The following is a 20,670-nucleotide window of genomic DNA, read 5'->3' as shown; positions in this document are numbered from 1 at the left end:
AAATAAACCAAGCTTTCACCCAGAAATTGACCATGAGGGAACAGCCAGGAGCCTTTTTTGCAGCAAAATAAACAACGGGACAAAGCGGACAAGCCGCTCCATCCCGTTGCTCGGTTTTATTAGGTTTCAAATATGGTAACTGAATCTATGATGACCTTGTCCTTGGGTACATGCTTCTCATTCACCGGTGTCTTGGCAATGGCCAGGACGGTATCCATCCCCGTGTCTACTTTGCCGAAAATCGAATAAGTAGGAGTCTGATTCAAATTCACGGAGTCAGGGCCTGTACAAATAAAGAACTGACTGCCTCCCGAATTCGGCTTTCCGCTGTTCATCATCGCCACGACGCCGGGCTCGAACTTGATGCTCGTATCAAATTCATCCGGAATCGAATATCCGGGATTGCCTGTGCCGTTGCCTTTCGGGTCACCGCCTTGAATCATAAACGATTCAATAATGCTGTTAAACGTAAGACCGTCATAATAACCGTTACGTGCAAGAAACACAAAATTGTTGACCGTAACCGGCGATTCCGCCGCATAAAGCTTAATGGTGAAATCGCCTTTATTGGTCGCAAATTTCGCGGAATACTGCTTATTCAAATCAATCGACATCTCCGGCATCTTATCCCACTTTTGCTTGGAAGAATCGCCGGATGAGCCGCAGCCGGATAATAATACAGCCACTGCTGCAATCATGATGATCGTGCTCCAGCTTAACTTCTTGAGCTTGCCCATTTCTAACGTCCAGCTCCTTACGCTTTGCCGCCCGCACTTCCGGCATCGTTTTTATCGGTAGTTCCTTTGCCCGTTACCGTTCCGTCTCCCGTACCCGGATCGGTCGATTCGACCGGTCCGTCGGCACCTTGGCCAGGATCCACGCTACCGTTGCCATTCCCGTTGTTTCCGTTGTCGTTGCCCGGCCCAGGAGAATCCGTACCACCGTCACCTGGCGGCGTCTCCGTCTCAACCGGCTGATTTGGATCAACCGGCGGCGTAGGCGTCACTTCGCCATTTGTTCCGTCATTCGGGATTTCCGGCAATTCACCGTCATCCGGTGTATCCGGCTCCATCGGCTGCTCCGGAATATCCACTTCCGTCTCCGGCACTTCAATCGTAATGGACTCGGAAGCCTTGCTTTCTTTATCCTCTTCCGCATTATAGGCCACAACGTAGTATTGATAAGTCATGCCCGGGAATACGCTCATATCGTCTACCGAAGTCGTAATCGCATCTACAAATACCGAGAATTCCGATTCCGATGAGTCCTTGCGGTAAACACGGTAGGTCACGCCTTTACTGTCCTCCGGAGCAGTCCAGGATAACTGAACCTTCGCCTGATCCGCCAGGAACACCGCGTTAAAGTTGGTAACCGCCGTCTGCTCTTTCACTTCCTGCTTAATACCGCTTGGCTGCTGGAAGGAGGATTTCTTGACGTTCTTCATCGCTTGCTTCATAACCTTGCCGAACATCGCAGCTGCCTGCGAGCTGCTTTTTTTAATGACATGCTGCTTATCCGTAATATCATAGCCCATCCAGACGGCAGCGGTCCATTCCGGCGAATAGCCGACGAACCAGGCATCCCTGTTCGCGCTCGAGTTAAAGCCGGGGATACCATGCTGGGATGTACCGGTCTTACCTGCTACAGGCCGGTCGATCCGGGCGCCTGTACCCGTACCGCCGCTCTCCAGAACGGTCTGCATCATTTGTGTCATGTACCAGGCTGTTTCCGGCTTCATCAGCTGCTTCGCCTGCGGTGCACGATAAGTAAATACCTTCTTGTTCGATGTATTCTCGATCTTCGTAATCGTATGCGGGTCAACCGATTTGCCGCCGTTGGCAAATACACTGTATGCTTCTGCCATCTGCAGCGGTGTTACCCCGTTCGTCAAACCGCCAAGCGCAATCGCAAGGTTACGGTCCTCAGGTGCCAGTTCAATGCCAAGCTTCTTTGCAAAAGCAATACCGTTGTTGATTCCAACTTCGTTGAGCATCCAAACGGCTGCCAGGTTACGGGATTCCTTGATCGCCTGCTGCATCGATACAGCCCCCGCGCCATGAGGATCCCTTGGGCAATAGTCGCCGAAGCATTTTTGCTGCTCCTGATTAATGACCGTCCAAGGATAGTAGTCCCCGGTTTCCAGCGCCGGACCGTAAGAAACGATCGGCTTAAAGGCCGAACCCGGCTGACGTTTCACTTCTACGCGGTTCAAGCCTTTACGGACGTAATCACGACCGCCGGCCATCGCCTGAATCGTACCGTCACGGTGATCCATAATGATCATAGCCCCTTGTGCCTTCTGATCATCCGTACTCTTTTCGAAGTTATCGTCATCCGCAAACTCTTTCTCCACTGCTTGTTGTGCTGTAGGGTTAAGAGACGTATAAATCCGGTAACCGCCAATCCGCAGCTCTTCCTCCGTCATATTCGGTATGACTTTAACGGCTTCTTCGATAACGTAATCGATATAAGCTTTATACGGATCGCTTTTCTTTTCTTCCAGATTAGCAGGCGGTTCGTAAACAACAGCTTTCGCTTCCTCCATCTCCTGCTGTGTAATCAATTTTTGGTCATACATCAGCTTCAAGATAACTGCCCTTCGTGCCATAGAGGATTCCGGATCATTAATCGGATTATAACGGTTGGGTGCTTTAGGCATTCCAGCAAGTGTTGCAATCTGCCATAATTTCAAATCCTTAAGATCCTTATCGAAATAATAATCCGCCGCGCCTTTAATTCCGTAAATCCCTTTACCGAAAGGAATCCGATTCAGGTACAACGTCAAAATTTCCTGCTTGGAATATTTGTTCTCAAGCGCGACCGCAATTGATGCTTCAGTCGCTTTACGGAAAAAGGTTTTATCAGCCGTCAAAAATATATTTTTCGCCAGCTGCTGGGTGATGGTGCTTGCGCCTTCTACTTTGCTTCTGGCGATAACGTCCTTCACCACTGCACGTCCGATGGAGAAGAAGTCAATGCCGGAATGCTCGTAGAACCTCTGGTCCTCCGTCGCTACGAAAGCATCCAGCAGGAGCTTCGGCATTTCGTCAAACTCGGCATTTTCCCTGTTCGCGCTCGCGTCGTACAGCTTTGTAACCTCTTTGCCGTTCACATCATATATAATCGACGCTTCGCCGAGTACAAGCTTATCTGCCTGTTCCGTTAAGATTCGTTCGCCATTCAAGGTAATAAACAAATATCCGATGATTCCGCAGACGACCGCAAACACGGCGGTAAAAAACAAAGCAAAAAACCATTTGCGCGGCGTCATTCTTTTCTTTTTCTTTGCCGTCCCGCGTTTCTGCTCCTTTTGTTTGCTTCGTCTTGGTTGTTCAGCCATAGGGCTCCCTCCTGTAATTCCAATATCTGTTTGTATATCCTACAATATACCCCGGAATGAAAAGAACAACCCTGCTGGAGCGGGTTGTTCTTGCCTTCCGCTATCAAGTTAAACGTTATCTGTGAGTAGAAGGTTTCACAAATACCGTTACGTTCTATGCTTCCGAAGCACTGTTGTCTTGCATCAAAGATACGTTGCGTTGTGGAGTAAACGTCGAGATCGCATGCTTGTACACCATTTGCTGGCGACCTTCACTGTCAATAATAATCGTAAAGTTATCGAACGCTTTAATAACGCCTCTGATCTGAAAGCCATTCATTAAGAAAACCGTAACCGGAATGTTGTCTTTACGCAGTTGGTTCAAGAAAGTATCTTGAATATTGATCGATTTGTTCATTGGACGTTACCCCCGTCTAAAAAAGATTGATTAGAAGTATATTCAAGATTGACTTGAAACTTTCCTGCTATTATACCATGAATCCGCCGTAAATTGTTGTGAAAATTTTCCCCCATGTCGATCCACTCGATATCCTTCATTCGGCGGAACCAGGAAAGCTGTCGCTTCGCGAAGCGCCTTGTATCCCGTTTGAGCAGCTCTACAGCCGCTTCCAGCGTACAATCACCGCGCAGATACATGACAATTTCCTTGTAGCCGAGCCCTTGCATGGCTACACCGTCGGGTGCCACGCCGCGGTCCAGCAGCCTTCTCACTTCCTCAACCAGACCTTCCTCCAGCATCTGATCAATCCGCTGCTCGATACGCGAATAGAGCACTTCCCTGTCCATAGTAAGGCCCAATATACACAATTCGTACGGCGATTCTTTTTTCTGTCTCTCCAGCTGGGCTGTCATTGTCTCGCCGGAAAGATGGTGAATCTCAAGCGCGCGGATAATGCGGCGCTGGTCATTCGGATGCAGCCGCTGTGCGGAGCCCGGGTCCACAAGCGCAAGCCTCGCATGGAGCGCCTCAGCCCCGTTCTCTTCCGCGTACCGCTGCTGCTCCTCCCGGAATGCGGGATCTGCGCCGTTATCGTCAAATTCAAAGCCATAGCAAACGGATTCGATATAGAGCCCCGTCCCCCCTACTATAAAAGGAAGCTTGCCCCTTGCCGAAATATCCGTTATGGCATTTCCGCATTGCTGTTGAAAATCTGCAACCGAATAGGACTCCTCCGGCTCGCAAATATCAATCAGATGATGAATAATACCTTGCCGCTCGGCAAGCGGCAGCTTGGCCGTACCAATATTCATCTCCCTGTACACCTGCATGGAATCGCCGGAAATAATCTCGGCATTCCATGCCTTGGCAAGATCGAGGCTGAGCTGAGTCTTCCCCACAGCCGTCGGTCCTACCAGAACAAGCAGCCGCTGCTTGCGTTCCTTATTTGCTGCTTCCTGCAACCTCGATCACTCCATAAGCTATTTTCGACGTATTCACATGCCGCCGTTCGAATCCAAGTCTTTCAAACTCCCCGCTTTCGCGGTGCTCCTTCATAACGACCGTTTTGCGCGCGACTCTGACCGCATCTTGTACAGCTTCCACAGTCAGCGCGCTGTCATTTGCAAGGTTGCGCAGCGGTTCCAAAGCATTGGACTCATGAATGGGCTGGCGGAACATCGGATCGAAGTAAACGATATCGACGCTCTTGTCGGGCAGTCCCGCCAGATAGTCCGCATGATTAACGTTTTTCATCTGGATACGCCGCATCGCCGCGTCCACATCCGGCAAGCCGGATTGATAGCCTGCTAATCCTTCGCGGACGACGGCGCACAGGATCGGTTCGCTTTCAATCGCCGTTACAGCGCCCGCCTCCCCTGCCGCATACGAGAATACGAGCGAATCAGAAGCTAGTCCTGCTGTACAGTCAATTACCCTATCGCCAGTCTCGCAGCCCGTCAGATCCACCAGCGGATCGCTTTCTCCGCGGCGAAGCCTTTTCACCCTTACAAACGCCATGCTTGGATGAAAATATAAAGGAGACTCCGTCTGCCCGTCATAATATCGGACTTCCTTCTCGGTAACGACGACCATCCGGATTGGCTCCATCCTCTCCCCCAGTTGACGAAGCGACTGCTTGCCTCGTGCCACATAAGGGGCAGAAAGTTCTCCCGCAAGCCGTTTCGCAGTAGCCAGCGCCCGCTGCGACGGCTTGTCCGCGGTTGTTACGATCATGACATCACCCGTTTAAACATTTTTTCAAGCTGATAAGTCGAAATATGAACGACGATCGGACGACCATGCGGACAGGTATAAGGCTGATTACACGCTGCAAGACGGGCAAGCAGTACTTCGCCCTCTTCCCTTGTCTTCCGGTCATTGGCTTTAATTGAAGCTTTGCAGGAGCACATGATCGCTGCTTTTTCTCTCAGCTTGGCGATATTGATGGACTTGCGCTCGCTAAGCAGCAGTTCAGCCATCTCCTCGATAATCGACTGCTCCTCGCCTTGCGGGAACCATTCCGGATAAGCCCGCACAAGAAAAGTCTGCGGTCCGAAAGATTCCAGCTCAACGCCTGCTTCCCGGAACAATTCAAGCATGCCGCGGAGCTGCTCCGATTCCCCGGAAGTAAACTCCAACGTCAGCGGAACGAGAAGCTGCTGGCTGGCCGCCTGCGGGTTGCCGAATTTCTGGTAATAGTACTCGTAGTTAATCCGTTCGTGAGCAGCATGCTGGTCGATTAAGTATAACCCTTCTTCCGCTTGCGCCACGATATAGGTGCCGTGAAGCTGTCCGATCCAATAAAGCTCCGGAAATGCCGGCGTTCCTTCCTGCGTCCGCTCGGGCTGCCCTGGCTGACTTGCAGGCTGTTCTGTAAACTGCGGCTGCTGCGGCATGTCGTCCGTCTGCTGAAGGGCAGGAGCTGCCTGTTCCCAAGGCGCTGCCGTCTCTCGAACGGATATCTCGCGCTGCTCAGCAGGCTTGTAAAGACGCTCCGTCGCATCCTTAGGCACAAAATCACGCTTTGGAGGCTGCGGGAAAGCCGAGTTGTAGGAAGCACCTGAATTCGAAGTTCCTGCCGGACGATTTGCGGTAAAGCTGCTTCCTGATGAATAGGAGGCGCTGCCGCTCGTTGCACCCGCATCGCTATTGCCCGCCGAAGAGCTTCGTTCCTGTCCCCAAGGCATAGTCTGCGGATCTGGCCGATGGAAGGAAATCGCATCCTGGACAAATAACGGCTTCTCGCGTTTTTCTGCCGGTCCGGGAATATGCCGGACCTGCCCGAGAGCTTCCTTCACAGCTTCCTCCACTAACGTTCGCAGCTCGTTTTCCTTACTGAACCGGACCTCCATCTTGGACGGATGGACGTTCACGTCAAGCAAGCTCGGATGCATGCCGATCTCCAGCACAACAATCGGGAATCGGTTGATTGGCAGCAGCGTGTGGTAAGCCTGCAGAATGGCCTGATTAACCGCATGGCTGCGGATATAACGGCCATTCACGACTACCGTCATGCCGTTGCGGTTCGCCCGCGTCAGCTCCGGCTTCGAGATATAACCGCGCAAATCGTAATCCGATGTCTCGCCTTCCACCTTCAGCATCGCCTTCGCTGTATTCGTTCCATACACGGCCGCAATAACTTGAAGCCGGTCTCCCGTCCCAAGCGTGCGAAGCAGGACCGATCCGTTATGCTTCAGCGTGATTGCAATACCCGGATGCGCTAAAGCGATCCGGTATACATAATCCGTAATATGGCCAAGCTCCGTCTGGATGGCTTTCATGTATTTAAGCCTTGCCGGCGTATTATAAAATAAATCCCGCACCGACATATCGGTGCCTTGAGGGGCATTCACCGGTTCATTGGCTGTCACGGTCCCGCCTTCGATAATAAGGCGCTGGGCGAGGCCCGTGGAGTCCATCGACGACACGCATTCCAGCCGCGACACTGCCGCGATACTCGGCAGTGCCTCGCCGCGGAAGCCAAGGCTTGCGATCTTGAACAGATCGCTACTTGATGAAATTTTACTCGTCGCATGCCGCTGGAATGCCGTTTCCATATCCGCAGGCTCGATGCCGGAGCCGTTATCGGTCACCCGGATAAACGACAAACCGCCTTCTTCGACCGTAATGTCAATAACCGAGCTGCCGGCATCAATAGCATTCTCAACAAGCTCCTTAATGACGGAAGCCGGCCTTTCGACAACCTCGCCTGCCGCTATCTGGTTAGCCAGCTGCTCATCCAGCACCTGAATTTTCCCCATGCGAACCCCTCCTTCCCTTAACCATTCTAAGAACTAGTCATTTATTTTTTGCTTCATCTCATTCAGCCATTGCATCGCCTGCATCGGCGTCATATTAAACAAATCCAGCTTCCTAAGCTGCTCCGCCAGCTGCTCCGCCTTAGGAGACGCTTTGCGGCGTCCCTGCTCCTGCGGCTGAGCTATGGCCGGCGCTCCAGGCTCATCAAAGATCGAGAGCTGAACGGCCGCGGCCGTTTCCTTAAACACCAGCTCCGGTTCCGGAACCGGAATATAGGATGGTGCTGGGGCATGAACGGCAGGAATGTCATGAACAGAACCCTGCTTCTCCGAAGCATCGGCTTCCAGATGCTCCAGCAGTACATAGGAGCGGTCAATAATGGAATCCGGCAAGCCTGCCAGCCTTGCGCAATAAATCCCGTAGCTTGTGCTTGCCGCTCCAGGGATCAGTTTACGCAGGAAGGTGACATGATCGCCGCTTTCCGAAACGGCCATGCACGCATTCGCAAGCTTCGGCAAAGTGGTTTCCAAATGGGACAGCTCGTGGAAATGCGTCGAGACAAGCGCTTTGCAGCCGATATGGTGATGCACAAATTCAATAACCGCTTGCGCAATCGCCATCCCTTCACTTGTTGACGTTCCGCGTCCAAGCTCGTCAATGATTACAAGACTGCTTGCCGTCGCCTTTTCTGTCATGATCTGAATATCCTTCATCTCGACCATAAACGTACTTTGGCCGCCAATCAGATCATCGGCAGCGCCAATCCGGGTAAAGATTCGGTCGATCATCGGTATTTCCGCAGCCTTCGCCGGTACGAAGCAGCCAATCTGCGCCATGATGCAGATCAGCGCCACCTGACGCATATAGGTGCTTTTCCCCGCCATATTCGGACCGGTAATGAGCAGCATCGACTGCTCCTCGCGGCGGAGAGAGGTTGCATTGGAGATAAACGGAACTCCCTCCATCACCGCCTCAACGACCGGATGACGGCCTTCCTCAATGACCAGGTTGTATTGATCGGTAATAACCGGACGGACAAATCTTCTCTCCGCGCTGACAGTCGCAAGCGACTGATAGACGTCAAGTTCCGAAACTACTTCGGCAAGACGCTGCAATCGATGCAGCTGCAGGGCAAGATGATCACGGAGCTCAAGGAAGCGCGCATACTCCAGATCAACCATTTTGTCCTCGGCCTCAAGAATAAGCCGTTCCTTCTCCTTCAGCTCCTGAGTAACAAACCGTTCGGCGTTCGCCAGCGTCTGCTTCCGCTCATAACGGCCTTCCGGCAGCAGCGACAGGCTGCCCTTGGACACTTCGAGGTAATAGCCGAATACTTTGTTGAAGCCGATCTTGATCGTCTTGATCCCTGTCGCTTCCCGCTCCTGCCGCTCCAGCTCGGCAAGCCATTTCTTGCCGTTCGTGCTTGCCTCGCGCAGCTGATCCAAATAGTCATCATAGCCGGCACGGATTAAACCGCCTTCCCGGATGGACACAGGCGGCTCGTCCACAATAACCGTCTCGATCATTTCCGCCAGATCAGAGCAGTCGTCAAGGCCGTCGACGAGCAGCCGAAGACGTTCGGAACCAGCCTGACGCGCAAGCTCGACAAGCTGCGGCGTGCGGCGGATCGAGCTTTTGAGTGCATTCATGTCTCTGCCGTTGGCGCTGCCAAAGGCCACCCGGCCGACCAGCCGTTCCAGGTCATAAATATGATTCAATTCCGCGCGGATATCGTCGCGTGCGATCAAATTACGATATAGCGCATCAACAGCCTCATACCGCTCTTCAATCTTCGACCGGTTAAGCAGCGGCTTATCGATCCAGCGGCGCAGAAGCCTTGCTCCCATTGACGTTTGGGTCCGGTCGAGCAGCCATAGAAGCGAGCCTTTCTTGCTGCGGTCCCTTACGGTCTCGGTCAGTTCGAGATTACGGCGCGTATAGTGATCCAGAATCATATATTGATTCGGTTCATATGTACGGATGGTGCGTACATGGCCAAGCGAGCGCTTTTGCGTCTCCTCGAGGTAACCCGTCAAGAGGCTGACCGCACGATAACGTGCATCGTTCAGCTCTTCTAACTGAGCCGCTTCAAACTGCTGCCGGAGCTTGTCCTCCGCCATCGGTTCGCGGGCTGTCAACAGAACGGGACGGTTCCATACGGCTTGTTCCCGCAGCTGCGTTAGCAGCGACTCATCGCCAACAATCTCCGCCGGCTGATAGACGTTAATCTCATCAATCAGCGTATCGAGATTGAACACAAGCGAGGTGACATACAGTTCACCCGTCGATAAATCACAGGCCGCCATGCCGATAGCCGCCGTCGATATCGATCCGACCGAAACGATAAAATTGTTGGATTTTCCCTCCAGCGACTTCGCTTCCATCACCGTGCCCGGTGTAATAACGCGGACGATCTCACGTCGCACAACGCCTTTAGCCGCCGATGGATCCTCGACTTGCTCGCAAACCGCTACCTTGAAGCCTTTTTCAACAAGTCTTGCAATATAATTTTCCGCAGAATGATAAGGAACGCCGCACATCGGAATTTTCTCCGATACGCCGCCCTCTCTGCCCGTTAATGTAATTTCAAGCTCACGCGATGCGTTGATGGCATCGTCAAAAAACATCTCGTAAAAATCGCCGAGACGAAAAAATAGGAACGCGTCTTTCGCTTGTTCCTTAATTGCGAGATATTGTAGAATCATCGGGGTATAGCCAGCCACTGTTGCCCCTCCCAGGTACATAGCGTTATTTGATCACAAAAAACATCATTCTGCTATTATACCAAGCCGATTGCGGCGCGCCAACCTGCACGGTCGGGGATCGGTCAGAAGAGCACGGGAAAAAGCCCGTTCTGACCGGTAATCTAGATTCGAATTCGAGGGTGGAAGCCGCTTCAGAAGGATAAGGGGACGGCAGCTCTTGCAGCTCCGCTAAATCATATTGGACTAAACAGAACGACAGGGATATGGCGACGCAGCGGATTTATGAAATAGTCGGCTTCAGCGGGTTACCGCTGACCTGCAGAAGAAGCTTCTGAACTCCGGCCAGGACGCACCCCTAGATGAATAATAGGGGCAGGCGTAAACGGCAGAAAGCTAGGAGCGCGGGATGCGCCATTTGATGCGGATGTCAGCCCGCTCATCCCAGGTAACGCCGCGCCGCGCCGCATCGAGCAAAGGCTCGATGTAAGGCGCCAGCGCGGCATAGCTTGCCGTCGCCTGCATCGCAAAGGCGACGCGGTCCAGGCAGCCGGCGAGCTCCGCGCGGTCGCCGGCGTAATAGGCTGCGACATACCGCTCGTCAAGAGCCGGTATGTCATGCAGCTTATCCGCCTCGCGCGCGCAGAGAATCGCGAGCGCGAAGGCGGCTTTGGCCGCTGCCGGCGACACGAGCCAGCTCGGCAGCGTCCGGTATTCGAAACCGCCATGCGGCTGCAGGCGGTAATCGCCCAGGACGCCGTAGCGGGGGCGCCGCCCGCGGCCGGCGGGATCCTCGACAAGCGCCAGCGGGAACGCGGCGTAGCTGTCGAGCAGTCTCAGGAGGCGCGGCGTCAGCCGTACGCCGCTGAGATGGATATGCCCGCCGAGCGCGAGCCCCGGCACGGGCATGGCACCCGCGGCCCAGCGAAGGCTCGGGTCGCGGACTAACCCGGCGGCGCGAAGCAGAAGCCGCCGGATATTGGCCGTAAGCCCGGCCGGATCGGCGGCCGGCTCAGGCCTTAGCTCGGCGACGGGATACACCAGTCGCCGCCCGATCAGCATAGCGTCGCTGCCCGCAGCTCCGCCGACGCCTTCCCCCAAATACCGGGAGGCCGGCGCGACTTTGCCGTCCGGCCGAATCAGCACAAACTCCGGATCCGCCCCAACAAGCAGCCTGGCATCCTTATTCAGCTCCTGAAGCTCCTCCATCTGCGGCGAGTCCCTTCTCCGCCTCCGCGCCGCTCTCATGGATACCCGGCCGTCAGTGCCAAGGGCAACATCCGCTTCTCCCGCATCGAGGTTAACGGCGTACAGCCCGGCTATCGCCCGCCGGATCACCCTGCGAAGGACGGGATCCTCCGGCCATTCCACCGCTTGCCCTGCTGCTGCTGCAATCGGCTCCGCAACGTTTCTGCCGTCTCGATTAATCCGTTTCAGCTCCAATAACGCGAGATCGGCTATGCTTACCCGGTATAACCGTTCATCCTCCTGCAGTCCGCGGTATAGACCGGCGCGAAGCCATCTTGCCTGCATTTCCTGCTCTGTGAGTACTTCTCCTGCCTGCTCTTCCCTGCCTAGCCGGTTCAGCCGATTGCCAGCCATACCGCCACCTTCTTCTATTTTTTTGCTGCGTTCACAATCGAGAGGCGAATGCCTAAATTAAATGAATTCAAAAAAAAGAGGGCTTTCGCCCTCGAATTTACCGCTCGCGCGGCATATCTTACAGTACAGAAGCGGATAGGAGCTTCCGGCTTACAGTTCGTCGTCCAGTAATTCCGGATCCAAATCCTCGTAGTCCCCGTCGCCGAGACCGAATTCAAGCTCTTTGCCGTCATCGTAGCCGCCCGGGAAGCAGGCTACCCATACTTTCGTCTCGGCGACCATCTCAACCGAAAACTCGCGTTCAACGCGAACAACAACGCCAGAACCGCTTGTTGAGATGTTTGCCTCAATGCAGTTTGGTTCCTGAATGCAATCGGCAGAAACTTCTTCCGTAGAAGACCGATGCTTCGGATCCAGATAAGAAAGAGGAACATGCTCAACATAATGTACGGATTCTTTTGCTACGTCTGTTTGCGAGTTTTTGCTGTACGAATACCAAATATTGATATCGTAAGTACCTATTACCTCAATGCCGTCGCCCGATCGAACCGCTTCATATTGGTGGTTGATTATCCATGCACCCAAGATGCTGGTCGGATGATGAGGCGGTGTTACGGTATGAGAGACAGTGGAAAACTTACGACCTTTCCCGCAGACAGCTTTCGTTATAATCTCTCTACCTTGTAGCTGTTTATCTGCAAATGTCATCGATTTAACCTCCTCCATACAATCATTCAATTAAAGTGTATGCAGGTCATTCGTCTAGGGTGACTGAATCTTTTCCCGCGCCGCCACGAATTTTATCCCTCTTTATTTTATGGCTCCGCTTTGTCTAACATGACATTTCTTTTCTTCAATCGCTTCGCAATCTCCAAATATCTTTCAAGCTCCATCCTCATCTTCAAAATAGCGGCACGCAGCTCGAATTCATCCCGAGTACGCGGAAGCTCCATCGTCCTGTACAATTGCTTCAAATCGGACAAGCGTTTCTCCGTAATGCCGCGGTAAACCTCGGATTTCACTTCCTCGGACAACAGCTCCAATATCTCCGCCAGCGGTTCATTCTGCGGCAGCTTCTCGTAGACGAGAGCTAACTCCTCCAGCATAGCCTGCACCGATTCAAGCTGGAGATGCCTCATCTCGAAATAGGTGGACCAGTAAGGCTCCTGCCCAAATAACCGGTTCTCCTTGTTCAACACCGCCCGCCGGGCACCTTCATCTATGATCCGGTGCACCTCGAGCAGCTCGCTGCCGTTCCAGATATGGGACGGATCCCGCAGAGTCAAGGCCATCTCGGTAAAAATCACGCCAAATAACCGCTCTACGGACGCTTTCAGCGACTCGAGCAAATGCTGATCCTTCGGCATGTAGATGAAGTTGATAATCGTTGCCCAGCCGAGGCCAACAACCATAATAAGCACTTCATTTCCCAAGACATCAACCGTGACTTCCCCGTGGGCGAACAGCTGGAACACGATAACCGCGCTTGTGACAATCCCGTCCTTGAGTTGAAACCGTGCCAGCACCGGAAAGGTCATTAATATAAATAACGCCACGACCCAGATGTGAAAGCCAAAGATTGTAAATACCAAAGAGGCAAAAAAAAGTCCCAGTGAAGAAGCAACGAAACGCTGGACAGCGCTCTTCAGCCCTTTCATCCGGCTGACTTCTACACCGAGAATAGCAAGAATACCCGCACCAAGAGGTGGTTCCAACTTCAAATATACGGCCGTATAAATGGCGATAATGGCTGCTAATGCTGTTTTGATAATGCGAATGCCCACTTATTTCCCTCACGTTCGGATAGATTCATACGATTATCCTAACGCTCGCGCCAGCCTGACGTCAACTTTCTTTCCAATATCGCCACAAGCTGGTACATCATCGTTGCGACGACAGCAATGACGATCAACGTGGACAGGACAAGGGTGAAATTAAACACCTGGAATCCGTAGATCATGAGATAGCCTAAACCCAGCTTCGCCACCAGAAACTCGCCGACGATAACTCCGATCCAGGCAAGGCCGACGTTAACTTTCAGAGCCGAGATAATGACCGGGAAGGATGCGGGCAGGATAACAAGCCGGAACAGCTGTGCCCTGCTCGCTCCGAAAAGCCGGACGACCTTGATGTAGCCGGCTTCGATCTCTCTGAACCGGTTGTATATGTTAATCGTTGTGATAATAACCGTTATGGATAAGGTTACCGCCACAATCGAATTGAAACCTGGTCCAAGACTGACGATAAAGAGCGGACCAAGCGCCACCTTCGGCAAGCTGTTTAGTACAACCAGGTAAGGATCGAGCACCCTTGATAAAAAAGGGAACCACCATAATAGCGCCGCAATGCCTGTGCCGACCAACGTGCCAAGAATGAACCCGATAATCGTCTCGGATACGGTCATTCCGATATGCGGCCAGATCGAGCCGTCAGCCATCGAATTCCACAGCTGATTGATAATTTTCGTCGGGTAGCTGAACAGCAGCGGGTCAATCCAGCGCTGTCTCCCTGCCGCTTCCCACAGGGCAAGGAACAGCAGTAAAATGGTGATCTGCGTTGTCCCGACTGCTGCCGTGATCCGCCTTGCTTTTGACTTGTATTGTAAATGAAGCTCCTTCAGTCCGCTCTCCCGGTCTTCTTGTACACCGGATAACGAAACCTTGTTGTTGAACTTCTCAGGCATGCCCGCCGCCTCCTTCTGCCCGGTTTAGCTCTGCCCACAGCTGATCAAATACGTCCTGGAATCCCGGCAGTTTGCGCGCCTCCATTGGTGTAGCCTGCCGGATCGCATCCGGTACGACCAGTTCCTTCACAATTCTGCCCGGATTGGCGGCAAGCACAATAACCCGGTCACTCATAGCAACCGCTTCGGCAAGGTCATGTGTCACGAGCACGGCCGTTTTGCCAAGCCGCTTCAGCGTTTCATCCACCAGATCCTCCAGTTGAAGCTTAATATGCAGATCCAGCGCGGAAAAAGGCTCATCCAGCAGCATCACTTCCGGATTTGTCGCCAGCATGCGTGCCAGGGCAACGCGCTGCCTCATGCCTCCCGATAACTCATGCGGATACTTGCTGCCTGAACCCGGCAGCCCCAGCTCCGTAAGCAGACGGTCCACTTCCTTCAGCGCCGCTGCCGTCTTCCCTCCGGTAATTTCCAGTCCAATTGCCGCGTTATCCCTTATCGTCCGCCACGGGAACAAAAAATCCTGCTGCAGCATATAGCCAACCAGTCTGGACGGACCAAGGACAGGCGCTCCTGCCAGAAGCACCTGTCCTCCGCTTGGAGGAAATAAACCAGCGAGCATGCTGAGAATGGTTGTTTTGCCGCAGCCGCTCGGACCGACGAGGCTGACGAACTCACCGCGCCGAACCGTCAAATTCAACTTCTCGACGGCTAAGGAAGCACCCTTTTCGTTCACATAAACATGGGAAACATCCTTTAGCTCCAGCCGATTATCTTCGCCAGCCATCAGGCAGTCCCCCTTATTTTTTCACATCTTCAATCGCTTTTTCAGCAAAGCTGTTATCTACTATAGCGCTATGCTCCGTACGTTCCTGCAGCTCGCCTGCCGAAGTCATTACGTCAAGCAGATTGTTCCATTCGCCTTCATCAATAATCGGATCCGTTGCATAGGAGCCTTGTTGTTTGTAACGGTCAATCGAGCTGATGAGGATGTCTTTATCCACGTTATCGAAATAAGGAGCTACAACTTCCGCAATTGCTGCGGCGTCATTTTCCTGCACCCAGAGTTGCGCGCGCTGAATGGCATCTGTGAACGATTGGATAGTGGCTGTATTTTTCTTGATATAGCTTTGCTTCGCCATAAAGACGGTATAAGGCAGATGTCCGCTCTCTACGCCAAAAGAAGCGACAACCTTGCCAGTGCCTTGTTTCTCGAAAACGGAGGCTGTTGGTTCAAAGAGCTGTACATAGTCGCCAGTACCAGATGCGAAAGCCGGAGCGATATTGGCAAAATCAACGTTCTGAATCAGCTCCAGATCCTCGTGCGGGTTGATATCATGCTTCTTCAGCGTGAATTCGCCCGCCATTTGCGGCATTCCGCCTTTTCTTTGTCCGAGGAAGGTAGAGCCCTTCAGATTGTTCCAATCAAAGTTCGCGTCATTCCGTGCCACAAGGAACGTACCGTCGGTTTGCGTCACTTGAGCAAAGTTAATAACCGGATCATCCGAGCCTTGCTGATACACGTAGATCGACGTTTCCGAACCAACAAGCGCGACGTCAATCGTGTTGGACAGCAGGGCAGTCATCGTTTTGTCCCCGCCAGCCGTCGTTGTCAATGTGACGTCCAGCCCTTCATCAGCGAAAAAGCCTTTCGCCAGAGCCACATATTCCGGAGCATAAAAAACGGACCTTGTTACTTCGCCGATGGTCAGCTTTGTTTTCTCCGAGCTTCCTTTGCCGCAGCCGGCCATTGCGGCCGTTGTCATCAGCGCCACAATGAGGAGCAGCGACAGCCATAGCTTTCTCTTCATTTCCAGTCCTCCCGTTTAACACTCAATTAAAGTAAGTACAATAGCCTATGCAGGAACAATTTACGCGGTGAATCCCGAACGATGCTCATCCCTAATAGGGCGAATAGCAGGAAATAAGAGAAAGGCTGCAAATAACAGGCACAAAAAAAAGCGCCGCAGGAAAATTCTCCTGCGGCGCCTTTTCGGCAGCTTTGAAATTACAGCTTATAAATATCTTTATATTTGCGTTCCAAATAGTTAACCAGATGCTGAGGATCCAGCGGCTTGCCGGTTACGCTTTGAATCAGCTCCGACGGCGACTTCAGCTTGCCGTACTTGTAAATCCGCTCGGTCAGCCATTCCTTAATCGGAAGCAGCTCTCCGCGGCCAACCAGGTTCCAGAAGCCGTCCAGCTCCCGCTCCATTGTGTCCGCCATTTGAGCTGCGTACATGTTGCCAAGTGAGTACGACGGGAAGTAACCAAACGCACCGCCGGACCAGTGAACATCCTGAAGTACGCCTTCGGCATTCGAAGGAGGAACGATCCCCAGGTACTCCTTATACTTGTCATTCCAGATTGCCGGCAGATCCGCCGCTTTTGCTCCTTCATTAAAGATCATTTTCTCGATCTCATAACGAATAATAATGTGCAGGTTGTAGGTTAGCTCATCCGCTTCGATCCGGATCAGGGACGGCTCCACCACATTAATGCCGCGATAGAACTGATCCACGGATACATCCAGCTGTCCGGGGAAGTTCTCCTGCAGCTTGCCGAAATATTGCTCCCAGAACGGCTTGCTGCGGCCGATCACGTTTTCCCAGAAACGCGACTGCGATTCGTGGATGCCCATCGAAGTGCCTGTGCAAAGCGTAGTACCGATCAGCTCCGGCATAATATTTTGCTCGTACAAGGCATGTCCGCCCTCATGAATCGTGCCAAACAAGGCGCTTGTCACATCGTTTTCCAGATAGCGGGTTGTAATACGGACATCGCCAGGATTCAGCCCTGTTGCGAACGGATGCGTACTCTCGTCAAGCCGCCCTGCTTCAAAGTTGTAGCCCATCTGATTTAGAATGAACAAGCTGAACGCTTTTTGCGCCTGCTTATCGTATTTTTGCCCCAGGAATGAAGTATCCGGCTGATGCGGGGATGCTGCAATCGCAGATGCAAGAGGAACCAACTGTTCGCGCAGGCCGCCAAATACGCGGTCCAGCTCAGCGGTTGTCATGCCCGGTTCATACTGGTCAAGCAAGGTATCATATCGGGTTGCTTTTGGCCCCCACAGATCAATGAATTGCTGCGTATAGTTAATGACCTTCTCGAGGTAAGGTTGAAAGCCTGCGTAATCATTGTTTGCTTTAGCTTCCTCCCACTTGGATTCCGATTGTGATGCGAGCACAACATATTCCTGATAGAGCTTTGGTGGAATTTTGACGCTCCGGTCATAGTCTTTGCGTGTTTCGCTGACGAGCTTCCGTTCAATATCGGATAATTGCTCCTGGGCAGCAGGCTGTTCCAGCTCATTCAAGTATTCGCCAAGCTCCGGCGAGGTCGACAGCTTGAACATATCGCCCGATAACGCGCCAATCGCTTCCGAACGGGTATCCATGCCTTTGCGCGGTGCGCCGGTCCGAAGATCCCAGTACAGAACGCCTAACGCTTCCTCATAGCTTTTCACCTTACGGATTGTCTCCAAAAACTTTGCTGTCGTTTCCTTATGTACCGTCATTGTTCCATCCACCTTCCCTATTTCGTTTGCTCATTTTCAGCAGAGCTTAACTTGATCTTAACGATTACTAATCGTATAATCAACTTTAACCTTTTCGACATTAGTAGAGTAAAGAGAAAGAGAGGAACCTGCGATGCGCATTACTTTTACTCCTGCCGCTGTTAAGGCTTTAACCCCTTACATAGAGGATGACGGCAGGCAACTGAAGCTGTTGTATGACACCGAAGGCTGCGGCTGTGTCGTTAGCGGCATACCTGCTCTCGAGCTCATTGAGCAAGGCGGCCCGGATGACAAGCTCGCTCAGGGCGATCCATTCCCTTTCTGGTTTGAGCCTCGTCATGAAGTGTTTTTCGAACCGGAGCTCCGGATCGATTATGATACCGCCCGTGGAACCTACAGCCTCAAGAGCGACAATCAAATTTATACACTTAACCTGCGTTTTCTGAAGAACTAATATTAGCATTCAGGGCGATCATTCATTTTAGCTGATGCTTACGAAGCATGAATCATCACGATGGCCTGACGGCCATTAGGGTGATCATTCATTTTAGGAGGTTATTTAAATGAACAATCTGGAAAAAATCTTGAACCACAACAAAGCGTTTGTTGAGAACAAAGAATATGAGCAGTATCTGACCGATAAATTCCCTAACCGCAAGATCGTTGTTGTCACTTGCATGGATACCCGGCTTGTCGAGCTTTTGCCTAAGGCCCTGAACCTGAAGAACGGCGATGCCAAAATCATCAAAAACGCCGGAGCGATTATTACGCAGCCATTCGGCAACATTATGCGCAGTGTCCTTGTGGCGCTCTATGAGCTGAAAGCCGATGAAGTCTTCATCATTGCGCATCATGGATGCGGCATGACGGGCATCGATCCGAATACCGTGGTTGGTCATATGCTGGAACGAGGTATTGCCGAGCAGACGATTGACACCCTCCGCAATTCCGGCGTTGACCTGAACCGCTGGCTGACAGGCTTCGACAACCTGCGCGAAAGCGTCGAGAAGAGTGTTAACATTGTGCGCAACCACCCGCTTCTGCCGCCGAACACTCCGGTTCACGGCATGGCGATTCACCCGGATACAGGCGCATTGGATCTCATCGTTGATGGTTACCAGCATCTGAAATAGAACATACGAAAAAGAACCGAACCAGTGGCTACTCCACGGTCCGGTTCTTTTTTTTCGCTTCAATAGCTGCCGCTCTTTCGGCCAATACATCGCTGCGGTCTCGTAATTTATGCCGGTGAATCAGATTTTCCTCGTTCATAGCGCTGGTACTGCCCCACTCTGCATTTAAAGAATCGCATAACTGTAGACAGCGCTGCTTCAATTCGGGATCGGTTACGATTAATGTTATATCTTGAAAAGGCAGTGCCCTACCTGCATGGAGTCGTTCATACCTGCTTCTAAGCTCAGCTATTGCGCGGCCGCCATCCAGCCCTAATTCCTCAAGGGATTGCTGGTCCAGCTTATCCAGCGCTTTCTCATACATTTTGACTGCGCCTTTCAGATTGCCTCTCCGTTCATGGTATTGGCCAACCGCCAATTGAATAAGTCCGACCCATATGGCCGCCCGCGAATCCCCCAGGTGTTCCTTCCAGTACTCCTCCAGCAGCTCATGGCATTCGAAAAAATCCCGTGTCCCGTTAAACTCGGCCAAGTAAGAAACATAAGCGGATGGATAACTCATATGGCTTCTCCCCTTTCGCATATATATGATTTGGAACATTGTGTACAAAAATATTTTGAAACCTCCGTTTATATTAGCCGTAAATGTGTATCATAGCAACGAAAGCGCTACACATCGAAGCAGGAGGAGAAGTACACAATGAAAAAAGGGTTAATGGTCATCATGGCATTTGCTTTGTTCCTGACATTTGGTCTTGGTCAAGCAGATGCGGCAAAACGCGGCGGCGGATTCAAATCGCCAAAACAAAGCTTCACGCAAACGCCTAAGAAACAAGCCAATGTTCAGGAATCAACAACCGGAACAAAAACAGGTGCAACAACACCTAAAACAGGCGCAACAACAAACAAAGGCTTTTTCAGCGGCGGCAGCTTTATGAAAGGTATGCTCGTCGGCGGTCTTGCAGGTATGTTGTTTGGCGGTCTGCTCGGGGGCATGGGCGGCATGGGTCAATTCTTTGGCCTCCTTATTAACCTGATTGCGATCTTTGTTCTTGTAAGAATCGTTGTCTCACTGTTCCGAATGTTTAAGAAGAAAAATAATCCCGATACACGGAGACCCTATTAATGACAAGAATCTACACGGACGAAATTATTAATGCCGTTTGTCTGCATATGGCAGATCGAAGAGGCGTGCAACCTTCGGACGTGGAGGTGCAGCTGGCCTGGGATGAAGAGTACGGCTTCACCGCAGAAGTATGGGTTAAAGGTCGGAGCCAATATATTATCGAATCCAATCTGCTCGAGGCGATCGAGCAATATATGTACCGGCAGTACAGCCGCCGTGTCTTCCGCACCAACATCAAGCTTGATGTTAACGAAGAAGAAATGTGGGCGGATATCGAAGACTAGCTTTCTATGAGAAAGCCTCCAATCCATACGGGTTAGAGGCTTTTTTCAGTTTAAAATAGATAAGGTTTTGGTCCCAATTCTC

19 protein-coding genes are annotated in these 20,670 nt (G+C 52.1%); 4 read left to right on the top strand and 15 right to left on the bottom strand.

Annotated features, from left to right (window positions below; all coding sequences use genetic code 11):
• Positions 1-119: 119 nt before the first annotated feature.
• The 14 genes from BM200_RS24105 to BM200_RS24040 all read right to left on the bottom strand — a co-directional run bounded on the left by BM200_RS24105 (position 120) and on the right by BM200_RS24040 (position 18,045).
• Positions 120-737 carry a peptidylprolyl isomerase gene (locus BM200_RS24105; RefSeq protein ID WP_091189193.1) on the bottom strand — a complete coding sequence of 206 codons (618 nt, stop codon included), beginning with the start codon at positions 735-737 and terminating at the stop codon, positions 120-122.
• Between the two features lie 17 nt (positions 738-754).
• The gene (locus BM200_RS24100) at positions 755-3,340 is read right to left on the bottom strand and encodes a PBP1A family penicillin-binding protein (protein ID WP_091189192.1); all 2,586 of its coding nucleotides are present in this window, start codon (positions 3,338-3,340) and stop codon (positions 755-757) included.
• Between the two features lie 154 nt (positions 3,341-3,494).
• Positions 3,495-3,737: an RNA chaperone Hfq gene (gene hfq / locus BM200_RS24095; RefSeq protein ID WP_015844208.1), complete on the bottom strand. Its 243-nt coding sequence runs from the start codon at positions 3,735-3,737 to the stop codon at positions 3,495-3,497.
• On the bottom strand, positions 3,734-4,741 hold the full coding sequence (gene miaA / locus BM200_RS24090) for a tRNA (adenosine(37)-N6)-dimethylallyltransferase MiaA (protein ID WP_091189191.1): 1,008 nt from the start codon (positions 4,739-4,741) through the stop codon (positions 3,734-3,736). Before miaA ends, hfq begins: the two co-directional genes overlap by 4 nt.
• On the bottom strand, positions 4,722-5,513 hold the full coding sequence (locus tag BM200_RS24085; protein ID WP_091189190.1) for a class I SAM-dependent methyltransferase: 792 nt from the start codon (positions 5,511-5,513) through the stop codon (positions 4,722-4,724). Before BM200_RS24085 ends, miaA begins: the two co-directional genes overlap by 20 nt.
• A complete protein-coding gene (gene mutL / locus BM200_RS24080) occupies positions 5,510-7,540 on the bottom strand; it encodes a DNA mismatch repair endonuclease MutL (RefSeq protein WP_091189189.1) in 2,031 nt (676 codons plus the stop codon). The genes BM200_RS24085 and mutL overlap by 4 nt, the downstream gene beginning before the upstream one ends.
• 33 nt (positions 7,541-7,573) lie before the next feature.
• Positions 7,574-10,261 (bottom strand): DNA mismatch repair protein MutS, encoded by a 2,688-nt coding sequence (gene mutS / locus BM200_RS24075; RefSeq protein ID WP_091189188.1) that lies wholly within the window; start codon positions 10,259-10,261, stop codon positions 7,574-7,576.
• Positions 10,262-10,636: 375 nt separating this feature from the next.
• Entirely contained in the window at positions 10,637-11,842 is a 1,206-nt protein-coding gene (locus BM200_RS24070) for a putative amidoligase domain-containing protein (protein WP_091189187.1), read from the bottom strand.
• Between the two features lie 150 nt (positions 11,843-11,992).
• Positions 11,993-12,550 carry an outer spore coat protein CotE gene (locus BM200_RS24065; protein WP_091189186.1) on the bottom strand — a complete coding sequence of 186 codons (558 nt, stop codon included), beginning with the start codon at positions 12,548-12,550 and terminating at the stop codon, positions 11,993-11,995.
• A gap of 107 nt (positions 12,551-12,657) precedes the next feature.
• Positions 12,658-13,626 (bottom strand): aromatic acid exporter family protein, encoded by a 969-nt coding sequence (locus BM200_RS24060; RefSeq protein ID WP_091189185.1) that lies wholly within the window; start codon positions 13,624-13,626, stop codon positions 12,658-12,660.
• A gap of 38 nt (positions 13,627-13,664) precedes the next feature.
• Positions 13,665-14,525 (bottom strand): ABC transporter permease, encoded by an 861-nt coding sequence (locus BM200_RS24055; RefSeq protein ID WP_091189184.1) that lies wholly within the window; start codon positions 14,523-14,525, stop codon positions 13,665-13,667.
• Entirely contained in the window at positions 14,518-15,312 is a 795-nt protein-coding gene (locus tag BM200_RS24050; protein WP_091189183.1) for an ABC transporter ATP-binding protein, read from the bottom strand. The genes BM200_RS24055 and BM200_RS24050 overlap by 8 nt, the downstream gene beginning before the upstream one ends.
• Positions 15,313-15,325: 13 nt before the next feature.
• Complete coding sequence (locus BM200_RS24045) at positions 15,326-16,336, bottom strand: ABC transporter substrate-binding protein (RefSeq protein ID WP_091189182.1); 1,011 nt, start codon at positions 16,334-16,336, stop codon at positions 15,326-15,328.
• A gap of 197 nt (positions 16,337-16,533) precedes the next feature.
• Positions 16,534-18,045, bottom strand: coding sequence for a carboxypeptidase M32 (locus BM200_RS24040; protein WP_091189181.1), 1,512 nt, complete (start codon positions 18,043-18,045; stop codon positions 16,534-16,536).
• 133 nt (positions 18,046-18,178) lie between these two features.
• On the opposite strand from BM200_RS24040, the gene BM200_RS24035 reads away from it, so the two are divergent.
• Positions 18,179-18,499 carry an iron-sulfur cluster biosynthesis family protein gene (locus tag BM200_RS24035; RefSeq protein WP_091189180.1) on the top strand — a complete coding sequence of 107 codons (321 nt, stop codon included), beginning with the start codon at positions 18,179-18,181 and terminating at the stop codon, positions 18,497-18,499.
• Between the two features lie 109 nt (positions 18,500-18,608).
• A complete protein-coding gene (locus BM200_RS24030) occupies positions 18,609-19,178 on the top strand; it encodes a beta-class carbonic anhydrase (RefSeq protein ID WP_091189179.1) in 570 nt (189 codons plus the stop codon).
• A 28-nt stretch (positions 19,179-19,206) separates the two neighbouring features.
• Here BM200_RS24030 and BM200_RS24025 read toward each other — a convergent pair whose 3' ends face one another.
• Complete coding sequence (locus tag BM200_RS24025; protein ID WP_175532993.1) at positions 19,207-19,740, bottom strand: DUF309 domain-containing protein; 534 nt, start codon at positions 19,738-19,740, stop codon at positions 19,207-19,209.
• 138 nt (positions 19,741-19,878) lie between these two features.
• Between BM200_RS24025 and BM200_RS24020 the strand changes: the two genes are divergently transcribed.
• Positions 19,879-20,304, top strand: coding sequence for a hypothetical protein (locus tag BM200_RS24020; protein ID WP_091189177.1), 426 nt, complete (start codon positions 19,879-19,881; stop codon positions 20,302-20,304).
• Entirely contained in the window at positions 20,304-20,588 is a 285-nt protein-coding gene (locus BM200_RS24015) for a YxcD family protein (RefSeq protein ID WP_091189176.1), read from the top strand. Before BM200_RS24020 ends, BM200_RS24015 begins: the two co-directional genes overlap by 1 nt.
• Positions 20,589-20,670 lie beyond the last annotated feature (82 nt).

Origin of the sequence: Paenibacillus catalpae (genome assembly GCF_900112695.1) — a bacterium.
Classification (GTDB): domain Bacteria; phylum Bacillota; class Bacilli; order Paenibacillales; family Paenibacillaceae; genus Pristimantibacillus; species Pristimantibacillus catalpae.
This window is presented reverse-complemented; position numbering and strand designations above follow the sequence as displayed.